This is a genomic window from Algibacter sp. L4_22 (genome assembly GCF_023473045.1).
Lineage (GTDB): Bacteria > Bacteroidota > Bacteroidia > Flavobacteriales > Flavobacteriaceae > Algibacter.
In genome coordinates this window covers 469172-485872 of sequence record NZ_JAMCOK010000001.1, presented here as the reverse complement: position 1 = coordinate 485872, position 16701 = coordinate 469172, and the positions used below count along the sequence as shown (strand labels likewise).

10 protein-coding genes are annotated in these 16701 nt (G+C 33.3%); 3 read left to right on the top strand and 7 right to left on the bottom strand.

Translation table 11 applies throughout. From position 1 onward, the window contains the following. Positions 1–204: 204 nt before the first annotated feature. The 4 genes from glgB to glgA all read right to left on the bottom strand — a co-directional run bounded on the left by glgB (position 205) and on the right by glgA (position 6741). Positions 205–2112: a 1,4-alpha-glucan branching protein GlgB gene (glgB, locus tag M4I23_RS02115; protein WP_249753270.1), complete on the bottom strand. Its 1908-nt coding sequence runs from the start codon at positions 2110–2112 to the stop codon at positions 205–207. Between the two features lie 73 nt (positions 2113–2185). Then, complete coding sequence (locus M4I23_RS02110) at positions 2186–4123, bottom strand: alpha-1,4-glucan--maltose-1-phosphate maltosyltransferase (protein WP_249753269.1); 1938 nt, start codon at positions 4121–4123, stop codon at positions 2186–2188. A 116-nt stretch (positions 4124–4239) separates the two neighbouring features. Beyond that, the gene (locus tag M4I23_RS02105; RefSeq protein WP_158846388.1) at positions 4240–5505 is read right to left on the bottom strand and encodes a glucose-1-phosphate adenylyltransferase; all 1266 of its coding nucleotides are present in this window, start codon (positions 5503–5505) and stop codon (positions 4240–4242) included. A 33-nt stretch (positions 5506–5538) separates the two neighbouring features. Then, positions 5539–6741 (bottom strand): glycogen synthase, encoded by a 1203-nt coding sequence (gene glgA / locus M4I23_RS02100; protein WP_249753268.1) that lies wholly within the window; start codon positions 6739–6741, stop codon positions 5539–5541. 739 nt (positions 6742–7480) lie between these two features. Here glgA and M4I23_RS02095 point away from each other — a divergent pair. The 3 genes from M4I23_RS02095 to M4I23_RS02085 are packed head-to-tail and all read left to right on the top strand — an operon-like array spanning position 7481 to position 11633. Next, positions 7481–9835 (top strand): TonB-dependent receptor, encoded by a 2355-nt coding sequence (locus M4I23_RS02095; protein ID WP_249753267.1) that lies wholly within the window; start codon positions 7481–7483, stop codon positions 9833–9835. 15 nt (positions 9836–9850) lie between these two features. Further along, positions 9851–10861 carry a sensor histidine kinase gene (locus M4I23_RS02090; protein WP_249753266.1) on the top strand — a complete coding sequence of 337 codons (1011 nt, stop codon included), beginning with the start codon at positions 9851–9853 and terminating at the stop codon, positions 10859–10861. 7 nt (positions 10862–10868) lie between these two features. Next, complete coding sequence (locus M4I23_RS02085; protein WP_249753265.1) at positions 10869–11633, top strand: LytTR family DNA-binding domain-containing protein; 765 nt, start codon at positions 10869–10871, stop codon at positions 11631–11633. 63 nt (positions 11634–11696) lie between these two features. Here the strand turns inward: M4I23_RS02085 and lepA are convergent, their stop codons facing one another. The 3 genes from lepA to recJ form a co-directional block, all read right to left on the bottom strand. Continuing rightward, complete coding sequence (lepA, locus tag M4I23_RS02080) at positions 11697–13493, bottom strand: translation elongation factor 4 (RefSeq protein ID WP_158846378.1); 1797 nt, start codon at positions 13491–13493, stop codon at positions 11697–11699. Between the two features lie 116 nt (positions 13494–13609). Beyond that, positions 13610–14878: an MFS transporter gene (locus M4I23_RS02075; protein WP_158846376.1), complete on the bottom strand. Its 1269-nt coding sequence runs from the start codon at positions 14876–14878 to the stop codon at positions 13610–13612. Between the two features lie 69 nt (positions 14879–14947). Next, positions 14948–16642, bottom strand: coding sequence for a single-stranded-DNA-specific exonuclease RecJ (gene recJ, locus M4I23_RS02070; protein WP_158846374.1), 1695 nt, complete (start codon positions 16640–16642; stop codon positions 14948–14950). Positions 16643–16701 lie beyond the last annotated feature (59 nt).

The following is a 16701-nucleotide window of genomic DNA, read 5'->3' as shown; positions in this document are numbered from 1 at the left end:
TATACTTAAATAACAGCAAAAGTTCCGTTTTTCGAATTTCGAATTTTTAATAAAATGTTAAATGTGTTGAGTTTTTTTGAAAATAATCAATTAATATAATAGAAAACACCAATTAGTATTTTTTCAATATGAAAATATATGCTAATTGGCGTTAATCTTTTTTAAATACAATAACTTGTTTTAAGTGAGTGTATTACCTCTTTTTTATTTAAACTGAAAAATAGTAACCGATAAAGGTGACAAAGTAACTTCAGCTGAAAAATCTTTGCCATTCCAAGGCTCTTTCTTGATAGTAATTTGTTTTTTGTTTGAAACACCACTACCGCCAAACTCTTTAGCATCACTATTAAAAATTTCTTTAAGCCTTCCTTTTACAGGAATTCCTATTTGGTAATTTTCACGTATGGTTGGTGTTAAATTACAAACTACAACCACATCATTTTCGGCTTCATAACCTTTTCTAACGTATGATATTACACAGTTTTCATGATCGTCGTAACTAATCCATTCGAAACCTTCTCCCGAAAATGCTTTTTCATATAAAGCTGGTGTTGTTTTGTATATTTTGTTTAATTCTTTAAAGTAATTCTGAAAGTTTTTATGAGGTTCGAATTCTAATAAATTCCAGTTTAAACTACCTTGGAAGTCCCACTCATTATACTGTGCAATTTCGCCACCCATAAAGTTTAATTTGGTTCCAGGATGTGTAAACATATAACCGTAAAGTAAACGCAGGTTTGCAAAACGTTGCCACTCATCGCCAGGCATACGACCTATAATAGAGTTTTTACCATAAACCACTTCATCATGTGAAAGTGGAAGCATAAAATTCTCTGAGAACGCATAGGCTAAACTAAAAGTAATATCGTTTTGATGATATTTTCTATATACTGGATCTTTGGCAAAATACTCTAGTGTATCGTGCATCCAGCCCATCATCCATTTCATTCCAAACCCTAAACCGCCTAAAAAAACGGGTTTTGATACGCCTGGAAATGCTGTAGATTCTTCGGCAATGGTTTGTACATCGGGAAACGATGCATATATCTCTTGGTTTAATTCTTTTAAGAAATCTATAGCGGCAAGGTTTTCTCGGCCTCCATAAATGTTTGGTTCCCACTCACCTTCTTCACGAGAATAATCTAAGAATAACATGGACGCTACGGCATCTACACGCAAGCCGTCGGCATGGTATTGATCCATCCAAAAAGCAGCATTACTTATTAAAAACGATTTTACTTCGTTACGTTCGTAATTAAAAATTAAACTTTTCCAATCTTGGTGATAACCTTTTCTAGGGTCTGGATGTTCATATAAGTTGGAGCCATCGAAAAAGCCTAAACCATGTGCATCTTCTGGAAAATGCGATGGTACCCAATCTAAAATTATTCCAATATCATTTTGGTGTAATTTATCCACTAAATATTTAAATTCTTCAGGATAGCCAAATCTAGATGTTGGAGCAAAATAACCTGTAAGTTGATAACCCCAAGATGGATCGTAAGGATATTCCATAATAGGCATGAGTTCTACGTGAGTAAAATTCATTTCTTTTACATACTTCACTAAATCTTCGGCTAATTCAAAATACGACAAAAAGCGGTCTTCTTCAACCTGTCTTTTCCAAGATCCTAAATGAACTTCGTAAACGGAGTAAGGAGCATCTAAAGCGTTGTGGTCTTTACGCTTTTTCATCCAATCTTTATCTTTCCATTTATAAGAATCATCCCAAACAATAGAAGCTGTGTTTGGTGGGTGCTCACAACGACGTGCATATGGATCTGCCTTTTCTGTTTTTATATCGTTATTATTACTTTGGATTTTATATTTATAAGTATCGCCTTTTCCAACGAGAGGAATAAAGCCTTCCCAAATACCACTAGAATCCCAGCGCACATTAAGTTGGTGCTCACCTTCCATCCAGAAATTAAAATCGCCTATTACAGAAACTTGTTTTGCTGTGGGTGCCCAAACGGCAAAATAGGTGCCTTCAATACCATCTACGGTTACTAAATGCGACCCCATTTTTTCGTAAAGCCTGTAGTGTTTTCCTCCTTTAAAAAGGTCGATATCGAATTCTGTAAATAAACTATACGGTTTTACTTGTGCCATAAAATTATTTTGTTAGTTCCTATTTAAAGGAAAATTATGTCGTTTTTTAGTATGGGATTTTAACCCTTAATTTTTACTTATTAATCTTGAAAATATGAAATGGCATAGTAGGGTGTAACTCTACATAATTCCATTCGCTATGCCAATTATAACGGCTATCGGTTATTAAATCGTGCATTTCAAGATTGTGTCCGTTATGGACTGCTAAATCTTGCAACGGTAATTGCACATTGGCTTGTTGCGAGTTATGTGGATCTAAACTAATAATAACTAGAATTTCGTTTGTTCTATCATCGTTCCATTTATAGAAAGCTAATAAATTATCATTCTGAATATTACAGAACTTAATATTATTAGTTTGCTGCAAAGCTTCGTTGAGGTTTCTAATAAAATTAATTTTAGAAATTATTGTTATTAGTTTGTTTTTAAGGTTCCAATCGTAATGTGTTATTTGGAATTTTTCTGAATTTAAATATTCTTCTTTTCCCAGTAATGGATCGGAAAGCATATATTCGAAAACAGGTCCGTAAATACCAATACTAGAGCTTAGTGTTGCTGCTAAAGCATAACGTTGCATGTGTTTAGACTCGTTGGCGCCCTGCAAGTGATATGGGTTAATATCTGGCGTGTTTGGCCAAAAATTTGGTTGCATATATTCTTTAAGTTCACTTTGTGTTAACTCTTCGACATATTCGGTTATTTCGTGTTTGCTTTCTCGCCATGTAAAATAGGTGTACGATTGTGTATAACCTTGTTTTGCTAGCTGCTTCATTACTTTTGGAGCAGTAAAAGCTTCGGCTAAGAAAATAACGTCTGGATGTTTTGCTTTTACTTCAGAAATAATCCAATTCCAGAAATAGAAAGGTTTTGTGTGTGGGTTATCAACTCTAAAAATATTTACCCCACAGTCTATCCAATAGAGCATAACGTCTAAACATTCGTTCCAAAGTGCTTTATAATCTTCACTTTCCCAATATATAGGAAGAATATCTTGGTATTTTTTAGGTGGATTTTCAGCATATTGTACTGTGCCATCTGGTCGCCATTTAAACCATTTTGGATGATCTTTTACCCAAGGATGATCTGGTGCGGCTTGCAAGGCATAATCCATAGCAATTTCGAGATTGTTATCTTTTGCTGCTTGAATAAGTGATTTAAATTCGTCTAGATTTCCTAATTGTGGATGGATGGCTTTATGGCCGCCATATTGCGAACCAACGCCCCAAGTAGAACCAACATCGCCTTCTTTAGCTTCGGTGGTGTTGTTTTTCCCTTTACGATTTACTTCACCAATAGGATGGATAGGAGGCAGGTAAACCACATCAAATCCCATATTTTTTACTCTTGCCAGTAGGCGTTTACAATCGTTAAATGTACCGTGAACACCCTCGTGCTCGGAAGCTGAACGTGGAAAAAACTCGTACCATGTGCTAAATCTTGCTTTTTTTCTATCTACATAAACTTGATATGTTTTAGAAGTGTTGGCAAGTATTTTAATTGGGTTAGCAAAAAAGATATTGTATAATCGTTCCTTTACAGCTTCGGTAATAGCTTCTCCATAGCTGTTTTCATCTTTAAAAATGTGATGTAAATGCTCTAAATATGTTTTGTCTTCACCGTTTACTTTTTCTATTAATGGCTCGATATATTCTGCACCTTCTAATAATTCTGAAACCACATGTTGGCCATCGTTTATTTTACGAATTAAGCCGTATCTCCAGTTTAAGGCATAATCTACCCAAGCTTCAACTTTATAGCTGTAAAACCCTTGTTTTTCAACAGAAAATGATGAACGCCACTCATCGTTCGAGCTTAGCATCATTCTAGTTTCTTGCCAAGTTGTCTCATTTTCGTGTTTGTATAATACAGATGCTCCTAAAACATCATGGCCATCGGCCATAATATGTGCATCAATATTTACAATTTCATTTACAACACGTTTTATATAAAATTCGCCACCATTAACGGTTGGTGAAACATAATCAATTATAACTCTTTTTTGATTTTGCATTATTTGCTTAGTTATGTATGGTAATGAGTATATGGTTTAAATTCCTGCTTGCATTAATTAGTTTAATACAGACAGGAGTAACCTTTTTCTAAGAATATTTTTAGATTTTATTTCGATTAAATAACGTATCCTGAAGGAATAGTTGCTCCGCTTTTAACTACAACAATACCATCTTTAATAAAGTACATATCGGTTTCTTTATCTTCTAAATGTTTACCACCGTTAATACGAACATCATCACCAATACGACAGTTTTTATCTAAAATACAGTTTTTTATAAAGCAACGCTCTCCAATACCGATAAGGACTTTAATATGATGATTTTCAATTTCATCTAAAGTTTCATAGTAATCATTACCCATCATATAGGTGTTAATTACTGTAGATTCTTTGCCTATTCTTGATCGAATACCAATTACGGATTTTTCGATTTTTGCAGCGCCAATAATACAACCTTCAGAAACTACACTTCTGTCTAAAACGGTTCCTGCAATTTTTGTGGTAGGTAACATTCTAGCGTGTGTATAAATACGTTTTTTTTCATCGTATAAATCGAATTTCGGAATATCATCAGTTAAACCTAAGTTGGCTTCGAAAAAGGAATCAATATTTCCAATATCGGTCCAGTAACCTTCATATTGGTAACTTAAAGTTTTATGATCGCCTATAGATTGTGGGATAATTTCTTTACCAAAATCAATGGTATCTGGGTTTTCCATAAGTTTAACAAGTAAATCCTTGTTAAATACATAAATTCCCATGGAGGCTAGATAATTACGGTCTTGGCCTTTCATTTCATCGCTTACTTCCGAAGTCCAATCTGGTAATAATTCGGCATCGGGTTTTTCTATAAATGATGTAATAACATGTTCTTCATTCGCTTTTAAAATACCAAAAGAAGTAGCATCTTTTGCGTTTACAGGAATGGTTGCAATAGAGATTTCTGCATTAGAGGCCTCATGAGCTTCAATCATTTTATCGTAATCCATTTGATATAATTGATCTCCCGAAAGGATTAACGCATATTCAAATTCGTGACTTAAAAAATGATGCATACTTTGTCTAACCGCATCGGCAGTACCTTGAAACCAAGTTTTACTTTCTGGAGTTTGTTCGGCAGCTAATACATCTACAAAAGCACTACTAAAAAAACTGAAGTGATATGTGTTTTTAATGTGCCTGTTTAATGATGCCGAATTAAATTGTGTTAAAACGAAAATACGTTTAATATCGGCGTTTATACAGTTAGATATTGGGATATCTACAAGTCTGTACTTTCCCGCAATAGGAACTGCTGGTTTAGATCTTCTATCGGTTAGTGGATAAAGTCTGGATCCTTGACCACCACCTAAAACAATGGCTAAAACTTTGTTATTTATCATGTTTTTAGTTTTTTAGTGCTTAGTTGTTAATGGTTATATTAGTGATTTGTATAGTGTTTCTACTTGTTTAGCAATGGCCACCCAATCGAAATAATCTTCAACGCGTTTCCTTCCATTTTTCGCCATGGTTTCTCGTAAGTTTTTGTCGCTAATAACTTGGTTTACACCGTTGGCTAAATCTCTAGAAAACTTGTCGGGATCAATAGGCTCAAAAGGTGCTTCGGTTTGTTGTTCTAGTGGAATTAAAAGTCCGGTTTCACCGTGAACAACAACTTCTTTTATACCACCAACGGCACTTGCTACAACAGCAGTATTACAAGCCATAGCTTCAATGTTTATAATACCAAAAGGTTCGTAAATAGAAGGGCAACAAAATACGGCAGCATGAGAATATAACTGAATAATTTCTTCTTTAGTAACCATTTTATCAATCCAAATCACGTTTTTACGCGTTTTTTTAACTTCGTTAACCGCATTCTCCATTTCTTCACCAATTTCAGGTGTATCTGGAGCGCCTGCACAAAGTACAATTTGAGTATCTGGATCTATATACTTTATAGCATTCACTAAGTGGATAATACCTTTTTGGCGGGTAATTCTACCCACGAAAAGCACATAAGGTTTTGTTTTATCTACACCGTATGCATCTAAAGTTGCTGTTTCGTTTGTTTCAATATATTGTTCTAGGTTAATACCGTTATATATAACGTGTACTTTGCTTTCGTCTACATCAAAATGTTTAAGAACATCTTCTTTAGTTTCTTTGGATACCGCAATAAGTGCATCTGCCATTTCAATAGCTGTTTTTTCTACCCAAGAAGAGGCATCGTAACCACGACCCAATTGCTCGCGTTTCCATGGACGTAAAGGTTCTAAAGAGTGCGTGGTGATCACTAGTGGTGTGCCATAACAAAGCTTAGCAATAATACCGGCAAAATGCGCATACCATGTGTGGCAATGAACAACATCTGCATCGATAGGTTCCGTGTTCATTTGGATGCCTGTGCTTAATGTTTTAAATACCGATTTTAACTTATCATCTGCACCATCAAAAATGGGATTATCAAACGGGTAACCCTTTACACTTAAATTTTCCGATTTAGAGTCTTGGTCTCCAAAACATCGAACATCAATTTTCATTAGTTTAGACAGCTCATCAGCCAAATATTCAACATGTACGCCGGCTCCTCCGTATACGTACGGTGGAAATTCTCTTGTGTAAAAAAGTGCTTTCATTTAGTTGTTTTTGTTTTTTATGTCAATAGAAACATGTATATCAAAATGGTTTGGAGCAATTGTATTTTGAATATTTAAATTTTTCATGATAGGAGTATCAATATAACTTGTTTAGTATCACAATAAAAGTAAAAACAATTTATCTAATTACTTCATTTTTTTAAGACTATTTAAAAAAAATATTAACATCATTTTATATAATGTGTTTTGTTGTAAAAGAAACAAAACGATGCCTAGGTTTTGAAAAATTGGTAGTAACTATTAATGTGAAAAAATATTAATTAATTGGAAAAAAGACTCAGGAAAACACAGTATTAATAGTGTTTTTGCAAGTTTAAATATTATTAATATTTCCTATGTTATAAACATACAAAATTATTGTTAACAAATTTGGCGGAATTTTATTTTTAAAGAAAAAAAGGTGTTATCGATATTATTCAAAATATTCAATAATTAATTTTACATAAACATCAAAAGGCTTGAAGAATAGTGATTGTATTTTGTTAGTACTGAAAGAAAACAACCACAAGCTTGGGTTGGCTTATATAATTTATATATTTAAGGTGTTTAATAATTAGAAAAAAGAAAGAATAAATGGGTGTAATTATATTTTTTTAATGAAAAGGAGCTTAACTTTAAATAGAACCCATTCAACCTTTTTTTATCCCATTTTAGATAATTGTATTTTATTTACTATCTATTTTTATTCAGATTTGTGATATCAAAAAAACGGACAGTTATGGATACAATCATTAAATCACTCATTATTTTTCTTATAGGAATTGTTTCAGCTTATGCTCAAAACGATATTTCTGGTCTTATTTTAGACGTTAACAACAAGCCTTTAGAGTTTGCTAATGTTATTTTGCATCAGACAACTTCAAAAGAAACCATTACAGGTGTTATATCTTCGGAAGAAGGACTTTACAGGTTTGAAAGTGTAGAAAACGGAAATTATTATTTAGAAATTTCAGTATTAGGTTTTAAAACAAAAACATCCGAAGCTTTTCAACTAGAAAATAATCCAGAAACTATAAATTTTATATTAGAGGAAGATGTTTTAGATGAAATTTTAATAACTCACAAACGCCCCGTAATTAGGCAAACGGCCGAAAAATTGATTATAGATTTAGAACAATCGGAAATGATTAACTCTAATTTACAAGATGTAATGCGAGGTGTACCAGGAGTTATTGTAACCAATAATGGTATTAGTTATGGCGGACAAAGTAATATTAGAATTCTTATAAACGGGAAAACCACCGATTATATGGATATTGATACTTTATTGCGTGATATGCCTGCCGATAATATAGCAAAAGTAGAGTTGGTAGAGCAACCAGGTGCTGAGTTTGATGCGGCTGGTTCTGGACCAATTATTAATATTATTTTAAAGAAAAACGTAAAACTAGGCACGCATGGTAATGTGGCAACTTGGGTTGGAGAGGATGAAGGTTTTGAGCATGGTACAAGTGCGTCTATTGCAAGTTATAAGAATAAACTAAATTGGCAAGCTAGTACTGGATATTCTAGCCCAACATGGCGAGAGGATTTATTTATTAAAAGAACGGTTGGAGATGAAACCTACGATCAAGCCACCATAGAGCCATATAACCCAAAAAGCTTTCGTGTTAGCGGAAGTGTAGATTATTATATAACCGATAAGCATTCGGTTGGTATTGGTGTTAAAAATAGTAGTACAGATTCCGATAGGATTTCTAATAGTTCAAATATTATTACAACATCTACCACTACCGATTATTTGTATTCTGAAAATAGTTTTAATCGCGACCAAAAAGTGTTTAATGTAAACCCGTATTACGAGTTTAAAACCGATGCGCATAAGCTTACTGCCGATTTTAATTATGTAGATTATAAAAATGATAACGTAAATACGTTATCATCTGTGGAAGGAAGCACTATTTCTTATAATAACCAACAATATTTACAAAATGGAAATTATCAAATTAAAACTTATAAGAGTGATTATAGCCGGATGTTTTCCGAAGATTTTAAACTTAGTTTTGGCGCAAAATATTCGCAAGTAGATACAGATAGTGATTTACAATCTTTTACTCAAAATGAAAATGGCGGGTTTGATTTTGAAGAAGCGGCGAGTAATACCTTTTTAGTAGATGAAAATATTTTTGCACTCTATTCAAAAATAAACATCACTAAAGGAAAATGGTCTTTTTCTGGTGGTTTACGTTTTGAGGATAGTAACACAAAAGGTACATCTAGTAGTGATAATGAAGTTCGAGAACGAAAGATTTCTAAATTATTTCCAAGTGCAGCATTAAGTAGGAAAGTAAATAAAAATTTAGCCGCAAGTTTGGCATACAGTTACCGTATTAGCAGGCCTAATTATAATACTTTAAACTCGTTTGTAACGTATTTCGATCCCTTGTCTTCCGATGTTGGAAACGAGAATTTAAAACCATCTTTTACCAATAATTATCAATTTAATTTAACTTTCGATGGGCAGCCGTTTTTTACCGTAGCTTATAGTGAAACTAAAGACGATATGTTTCAGTTTGTTTCACAAGATAATGATACGGCGCAAATTGCACGTACAACAATTAACCTAGATGAGAGTAAGAATTTGAATTTTCGATTATTTGGCCCGCTAAGTTTTATAAAGGATGTAGAAGGTTACACAGGTATAATTGTAAGTCATAATAAATTTGGATCTAACCTTAATAATTTAAAATTAGAAAAATGGAGTTTAATTTGGATTGCTCAAGCTAGTTATGAGCTGCCGTGGAAAATTAATGCAGAAATAAACGGAAATTATGGAACGGGTGCATTAGAAGGTGGTATTGATGCAGATTGGTTTGCAGATTTAAATTTTTCTTTTGGAAAAAAGTTTTTAGACGATAAACTAAAAGTAAATTTAGCTTTTAGTAAAATGCTAAATAGAGGATTTGTTGGTGTTATCGATTATAACAATTTATATGCTAACATTGAGAGCAACCAGTCCAGACAAAATATTCAATTAAGGTTATCGTACAGTTTTGGTTCTAAATTCGGGAAAAAGACGAGTAGAAAAAATGCATCGGAAGATGAAGAAAACAGAATTAATGATAATAATTAATATGTTTGTATAACTATGAATAAGAAAATAAATAGAACCGATTTTTTAATTTTAGGCGTTTATTTTTTGGTGTCGTTTATTATTCAAGGCAGGTATTATATTGAACGTGATGCGTTGCTGAGAGAATATTTAATCGATTTTCCTGTCGAGATTATAAGTGTTACAAGTGTTATTTTTTTATTTACATTTTGGTTAATACCAAAAGTAGTTGTTCAAAAAAAATACGTTTTGTTTATAATTTACGGCGTTTTAATTTTACTTATTATTCCAGGGATCGATTATACTATCGGTTTTTGGACAGGGGCTAACGATTGGGCGAAATTTCCAAAAGGCATCGATTTTGTTTTACAAATGATTAGTTTAGGAACTCAGCAATCGGCCTTTCCATTTGCTTTATTTCTAACTAAAAAATTCTATGAAGGGCAAACCGAATACTTGAAAATTGAAAAACAGCAGAAAGAAAACGAACTTAAATTACTTCGCTCTCAAATAGACCCGCATTTTTTATTTAATAATTTAAACACCCTAGATGCACTTATTGATCGTGATACTGTAAAAGCTAAAGAGTATATTAATCGGTTATCGCTTATTTACAGGTATTTAATAAAAACTAAAGATGCTGAGGTTATGGAGTTATCTGAAGAAATTGAGCTAGCCGAAAATTATATGTTTTTAATTAAAACACGTTTTGCTACAGATTACGATTTTAAAATAGAAAAGAAAATCGATATTGAAGATAAGTTTATACCAACAGGAGCAATACAAACATTATTAGAAAATGTAGTGAAACATAATAAACCTGTTGACGGTAGTGCTATAAAAACGGTAATTTGTATTGATGAAAATGAATTAACGGTTGTTAATACGAAATCTGACATTATATCTAAAAACGAATCGTTTGGAACAGGTTTAGAGAACTTGAGAACACGATACAAATTCTTATCGGATAAAGAGGTTGTTATTGTTGATACTGAAGAGGAATTTAAAATAACAATTCCGGTTATTAAATTAGTTGAAGAAAATTGAAAACAGTATGAAGATTTTAATTTTAGAAGACGAAATACCAGCATACCAAAAGCTAATATCTTTTGTAAACGATTATTTTGAAGATGAAATTCTTCACGATTGGGCGCGTTCTTTAAGTGAAGGGAAAGCTTTGTTGATTAATAATACTTACGATTTTATTCTGTCGGATATACAATTGTTAGATGGACTTTCATTCGATTTATTTAATGACGTTTCTATAAATACGCCCATTATTTTCTGTTCGGCTCACGATGATTATTTATTTCAAGCTTTTAATACCAATGGTATTGCTTATATCTTAAAACCATATACAGAGTCGGACTTTAAGAAGGCTATCGAGAAATACCAGTCACTTTTTAAACAAGGGCATTACACAGCATTAAATCAAGAAACAATAACCGAACTAAAGTCGGCTTTAAAAGAAGAGCACGCTAGTTATAAAAAACGATTTGTTATTAAAAAAGCCAAAGGAATTCAGTTATTAAACGTTTTGGAAATAACAAAAATTGAAGCTTCTGGAGATTTTTGTATTGCAACCGATTTAAAAGGAAAACGACATACTATTTCTCAAAATTTAGGATCTATTAATCAGCAATTACATCCTAATAAATTCTTCAAAATTAATAGAAGTGAAATTATATGTATTGATGCTATCGAAAATATAGAAAGTCATTTTAAAAATCGCTTATTAATTACTATTACAGGAATTAAAGAAAAAGTTATGACGAGTTCGTCAACAACTTCCGATTTTAGAAAGTGGTTGGAGCAGTAAATAAAAAAAGCCTGATTAAATTAATTAATCAGGCTTTTTTCTATTGTTATCTATTTTCTTAGTTTAATCATTCAACTTTAAAACAGCCATAAACGCTTGTTGAGGTATTTCTACATTACCAACTTGACGCATACGTTTTTTACCTTTTTTCTGTTTTTCAAGTAGTTTTCTTTTACGAGAAATATCACCACCATAACATTTTGCTGTTACATCTTTTCTAAGGGCTTTAATTGTTTCTCTCGAAATAATTTTTGCACCAATAGCAGCTTGAATTGGAATATCGAATTGTTGGCGTGGAATTAATTCTTTTAATTTCTCACACATTTTCTTACCAATATTCTGTGCATTATCGGCATGAATTAAGGCAGAAAGCGCATCAACAGTAAGTGCATTTAATAGAATATCTAAACGTACTAATTTAGATTCTTTCATTCCAATAGGATGGTAATCGAAAGAAGCATACCCTTTGGAAACTGTTTTTAAACGATCGTAAAAATCGAATACAATTTCAGCAAGAGGCATTTCAAAAGTTAGCTCAACACGTTCTGGTGTTAAATAGGTTTGATTAAGAACGATACCACGTTTTTCAATACAAAGAGACATTACATTACCAACAAAATCGGCTTTGGTAATAATAGTCGCTTTAATATATGGTTCTTCTACACGGTTTACGGTAGAAGGATCTGGTAAATCCGATGGGTTATTTACAATAAAAGCTTCGTTTGGGTTTTTGTTCGTAAAGGCGTGGTACGATACATTGGGAACAGTAGTAATTACTGTCATATCAAACTCACGTTCTAAACGTTCTTGGATAATTTCCATGTGTAACATTCCTAAAAATCCACAACGGAAACCAAAACCTAAAGCTGCAGAACTTTCTGGAGCAAACACTAACGATGCATCGTTAAGTTGTAGTTTTTCCATCGAGTTTCTAAGTTCTTCGTAATCTTCAGTGTCTACTGGGTAAATACCAGCAAATACCATAGGTTTAACATCTTCAAAACCTTCAACGATATTTGTTGTAGGGTTGTCAAAATCTGTAATAGTATCACCTACTTTAACTTCTTTTGCAGTTTTTATACCAGTAATTAAATAGCCAACATCACCAGTTTTTACACTTTTTTTGGCAACTTGAGTTAGTTTTAAGGTGCCAACTTCGTCTGCATAATATTCTTTATCCGTTGCAACGAATTTAATTTTTTGTCCTTTTTTTATTTCGCCGTTAAAAACTCTAAAATAAGTTTCAATACCTCTAAAAGTATTATAAACGGAATCGAAAATTAAAGCTTGTAAAGGTGCATTTGGATCTCCTTTAGGAGCAGGAACACGATCGATAATAGCTTTTAAAATATTTTCGACACCAAAACCTGTTTTTCCACTAGCGTGAATTACTTCTTCCGGAGAGCAACCTAATAAATCTACAATATCATCGGTTACTTCTTCTGGGTTTGCACTTGGTAAATCTATTTTATTCAGTACTGGAATAATCTCTAAATCATTTTCTAGAGCTAAATATAAATTAGAAATAGTTTGTGCTTGTATACTTTGTGCGGCATCTACAATTAGAAGTGCACCCTCGCACGCTGCAATAGATCTAGAAACCTCATAAGAGAAATCCACGTGGCCAGGAGTATCAATTAAATTTAATATATATTTTTCACCATCTAATTCATAATCCATTTGGATGGCGTGCGATTTTATGGTAATACCACGTTCGCGCTCCAAATCCATACTATCAAGTAGTTGGGCTTGTTGCTCTCTAGCGGTTACAGATCCTGTAAAATCTAACAAACGGTCGGCAAGTGTGCTTTTTCCGTGGTCAATATGTGCAATAATGCAAAAGTTTCTAATGTTCTTCATAGTCAACAGTCTTCATAAGGAAGATTTGCCAAAGATAGCTGTTTTCATTGAGTTTTACGATTAGACTTTTTAGGTTTCTTACAATGTTTGAATTTCAATTTAATATGAAGTAAAAATTATTCGTCACTTTCATGTGCTTTCAAATCTTCGGTTAAATCTAATTTTCTAAAAGAAGGTGAAGCTAAGCCGGTGGCAACTACAGTAATTAAAGTCATTGTGCCTCCAAAAACCACAGCGGTAACCGCTCCGAAAAGTTTCGCGGTAACACCACTTTCAAAAGCACCTAATTCATTGGATGATCCTACAAACATAGAGTTTACTGAGGATACACGCCCACGCATATGATCGGGTGTTTTTAGTTGAAAAATAGTTTGCCTAATTACCATAGAAACTCCATCCGTCATACCGCTGAAAAATAGAGCTATTGCCGAAATCCAGAATATATTTGATAATCCAAATACAATAATACATACTCCAAAACCAAAAATGGCAACTAATAATTTCATGCCTGCATTTTTACTTATCGGAATATAAGCTGTAATCAACATGGTAATAAAAGCTCCAACGGCTGGTGTAGCGCGTAATACGCCAAAACCTTCGCTTCCCACTTTTAAAATATCTTGAGCAAAAACCGGAAGAAGTGCGATGGCACCTCCAAAAAGTACGGCAACCATATCTAAAGTCATCGCACCTAAAATGGCTTTGGTTTTAATTACAAAGCGTACGCCTTCTTTTAAACTTTCTATTACCGGTTCGCCAATTTTAGGATTTAAAATAGGCTTGCGTTTTATTTTTAGTAAGATGAAAAGGGAAGAAAGTATTAACCCAAATATGATACAAAGCGACCAATGTACGCCAATCCAACCAATGGTGAAGCCTCCTAAAGCGGGGCCTAAAACACCAGCCATTTGCCATGTAGAACTGTTCCATGTGGCGGCGTTTGGATATACTCTTTTAGGCACGATTAAAGCTACGAGTGAAAATATTGTAGGTCCAAAAAATGAACGTAAAAAGCCGCCAAAAAATACTAAGGCGTATATGGAATATAATATGCTTTTAGAATTCCAATCTCCAACAATTTTATTCCAAGTGAGTAAAAATAAACCTAAACTAATTAAGGAAAAGGCGGCAATACAAGTTGCTAAGAGATTTCGTTTTTCTTTTTGATCTACAATATGACCCGCAAAAAGCGCCATGGTAAAGGCTGGTATAATTTCCATTAAACCAATAATACCAAGAGATAATGGATCTTTTGTAAGGCTGTAAACTTGCCATTCGATAACAATAAATTGCATAGACCAACCAAAAACTAGTAGAAAGCGGACTAATAAAAATATGTTGAATTCTTTAATACGCAATGCTGCGTAGGGATCGGTTTTTGCCATGATTACCTTTCTGTGAAGACAGAAATTTTAGTTTTAACTTATGCTATATTAGCTACTAAGGTTTTGTTTTTAAGCCTTAATATCGCGTATTTTCATTTGTAAGCTTACATTACCTTGCCATTCGTTTTCGTCTATAGAATAAACGGCTTTAAATGGTTTGCTATTTGAAATTATTTCAAATTTATCTGCCATGCTAAAACCGATACCAACTATTTGTTTTGAAGTACCTTCTTGTGTTGCTGTTAATCTTAAATGGGTTTGATCTGCACCAACTGGTTTTCCGTAGCCTGTATCGATGAGGTTTTCTGTTAAAAAAACGGGTGTCATATTACTTGGTCCGTAAGGTGCAAATTGTTTTAAAATTCTATTAAATTTAGGCGTAATGCTTTCTAAATCTATTTCGAGATCAATTTTTATTTCTGGTGTTAGCAAATTTCTGTCGATGGTTTTAGAGACTTCATCTTCAAAAGCTTGCTTAAAAGCTTCGTAATTTTCTTCTTTTAATGTTAATCCCGCAGCGTATTTATGTCCACCAAATTGTTCAATATGTTCAGTACACGCTTCTAATGCATTGTAAACATCAAAACCTCTAACCGAACGTGCTGAAGCAGCTAAAAATTCACCACTTTTAGTAAAAACTAAAGTTGGTCTGTGGTATGTTTCGGTTAATCTAGAAGCTACAATGCCAATAACACCTTTGTGCCAATCCTTATGATAAACTACGGTTGTTATGCGGTCTTGTTCTTTATTTTCTTCAATTTGTATAAGTGCTTCTTCGGTTATTCTTTTATCGGTTTCGCGACGTTCAAGATTATAATCGTTAATTTCAGCAGCATATTTGGTAGCCAACTCATCATCATCCTCGGTTAATAAGGTTACAGCGTAATTACCATGTTTCATGCGGCCAGCAGCATTAATGCGTGGAGCTACAATAAAAACAACATCGGTTATGGTAAGTTCTGTTTTTTCTACTTGAGTTAAAATCGCTTTAATTCCTGGTCGTGGATTGGTGTTTATAATCTGTAATCCAAAGTAGGCGAGAACACGATTTTCACCATCTATAGGAACAATATCTGCTCCAATAGCCGTGGCTACTAAATCTAAATATTCGGTTAAATCCTCAGCTGTTTTTCCCTTTTTAGACGCTAAAGCTTGAATAAGTTTAAAACCTACACCACAACCACAAAGTTCTTTATATGGGTAGTTACAGTCTTCTCGTTTTGGGTCTAAAACAGCAACTGCATCTGGAATTTTATCGCCTGGTCGGTGATGATCACATATAATAAAATCTATTCCTAATTTTTTTGCATGCTCTACTTTATCAATCGCCTTAATACCGCAATCTAGTGTGATTATTAATGTGAAGTTGTTTTCTAAAGCAAAGTTTACACCTTTAAATGATACACCATAACCTTCATCATATCGATTTGGAATGTAGGTGTAAACAAGGTTATGTAGGGTTTTTAAATAAGTAGACATTAAAGCAACCGAAGTGGTGCCATCGACATCATAATCACCATAAACTAAAATGTTTTCTTGGTTAGCAATCGCTTTTTCAATGCGCACCACAGCTTTGTCCATATCTTTCATTAAGAATGGATCGTGCAAATCTGTTAAACTGGGGCGGAAAAAAGTTTTTGCTTCTTCAAAAGTTTTAATGCCACGTTGCAAAAGTAATGTTGCCGTGGTAGTGTCTACTTGTAGTGCTTTTTGCAAAGCTTCAGTTTCTTCTACTTGTGGTTTTTCTTTTAATGTCCAACGCATTTTGTGTTTATTTAAGAACCTTCAAATGTAGTTAAAACTTTATACTTTAATGTACTTCA

Excerpts from the sequence above, each read along its gene's own strand:
- glgB (WP_249753270.1), bottom strand. The coding sequence starts at position 2,112 with ATGGCACAAGTAAAACCGTATAGTTTATTTACAGAATTCGATATCGAC.
- M4I23_RS02110 (WP_249753269.1), bottom strand. The coding sequence starts at position 4,123 with ATGCAAAATCAAAAAAGAGTTATAATTGATTATGTTTCACCAACCGTT.
- M4I23_RS02105 (WP_158846388.1), bottom strand. The coding sequence starts at position 5,505 with ATGATAAATAACAAAGTTTTAGCCATTGTTTTAGGTGGTGGTCAAGGA.
- glgA (WP_249753268.1), bottom strand. The coding sequence starts at position 6,741 with ATGAAAGCACTTTTTTACACAAGAGAATTTCCACCGTACGTATACGGA.
- M4I23_RS02095 (WP_249753267.1), top strand. The coding sequence starts at position 7,481 with ATGGATACAATCATTAAATCACTCATTATTTTTCTTATAGGAATTGTT.
- M4I23_RS02090 (WP_249753266.1), top strand. The coding sequence starts at position 9,851 with ATGAATAAGAAAATAAATAGAACCGATTTTTTAATTTTAGGCGTTTAT.
- M4I23_RS02085 (WP_249753265.1), top strand. The coding sequence starts at position 10,869 with ATGAAGATTTTAATTTTAGAAGACGAAATACCAGCATACCAAAAGCTA.
- lepA (WP_158846378.1), bottom strand. The coding sequence starts at position 13,493 with ATGAAGAACATTAGAAACTTTTGCATTATTGCACATATTGACCACGGA.
- M4I23_RS02075 (WP_158846376.1), bottom strand. The coding sequence starts at position 14,878 with ATGGCAAAAACCGATCCCTACGCAGCATTGCGTATTAAAGAATTCAAC.
- recJ (WP_158846374.1), bottom strand. The coding sequence starts at position 16,642 with ATGCGTTGGACATTAAAAGAAAAACCACAAGTAGAAGAAACTGAAGCT.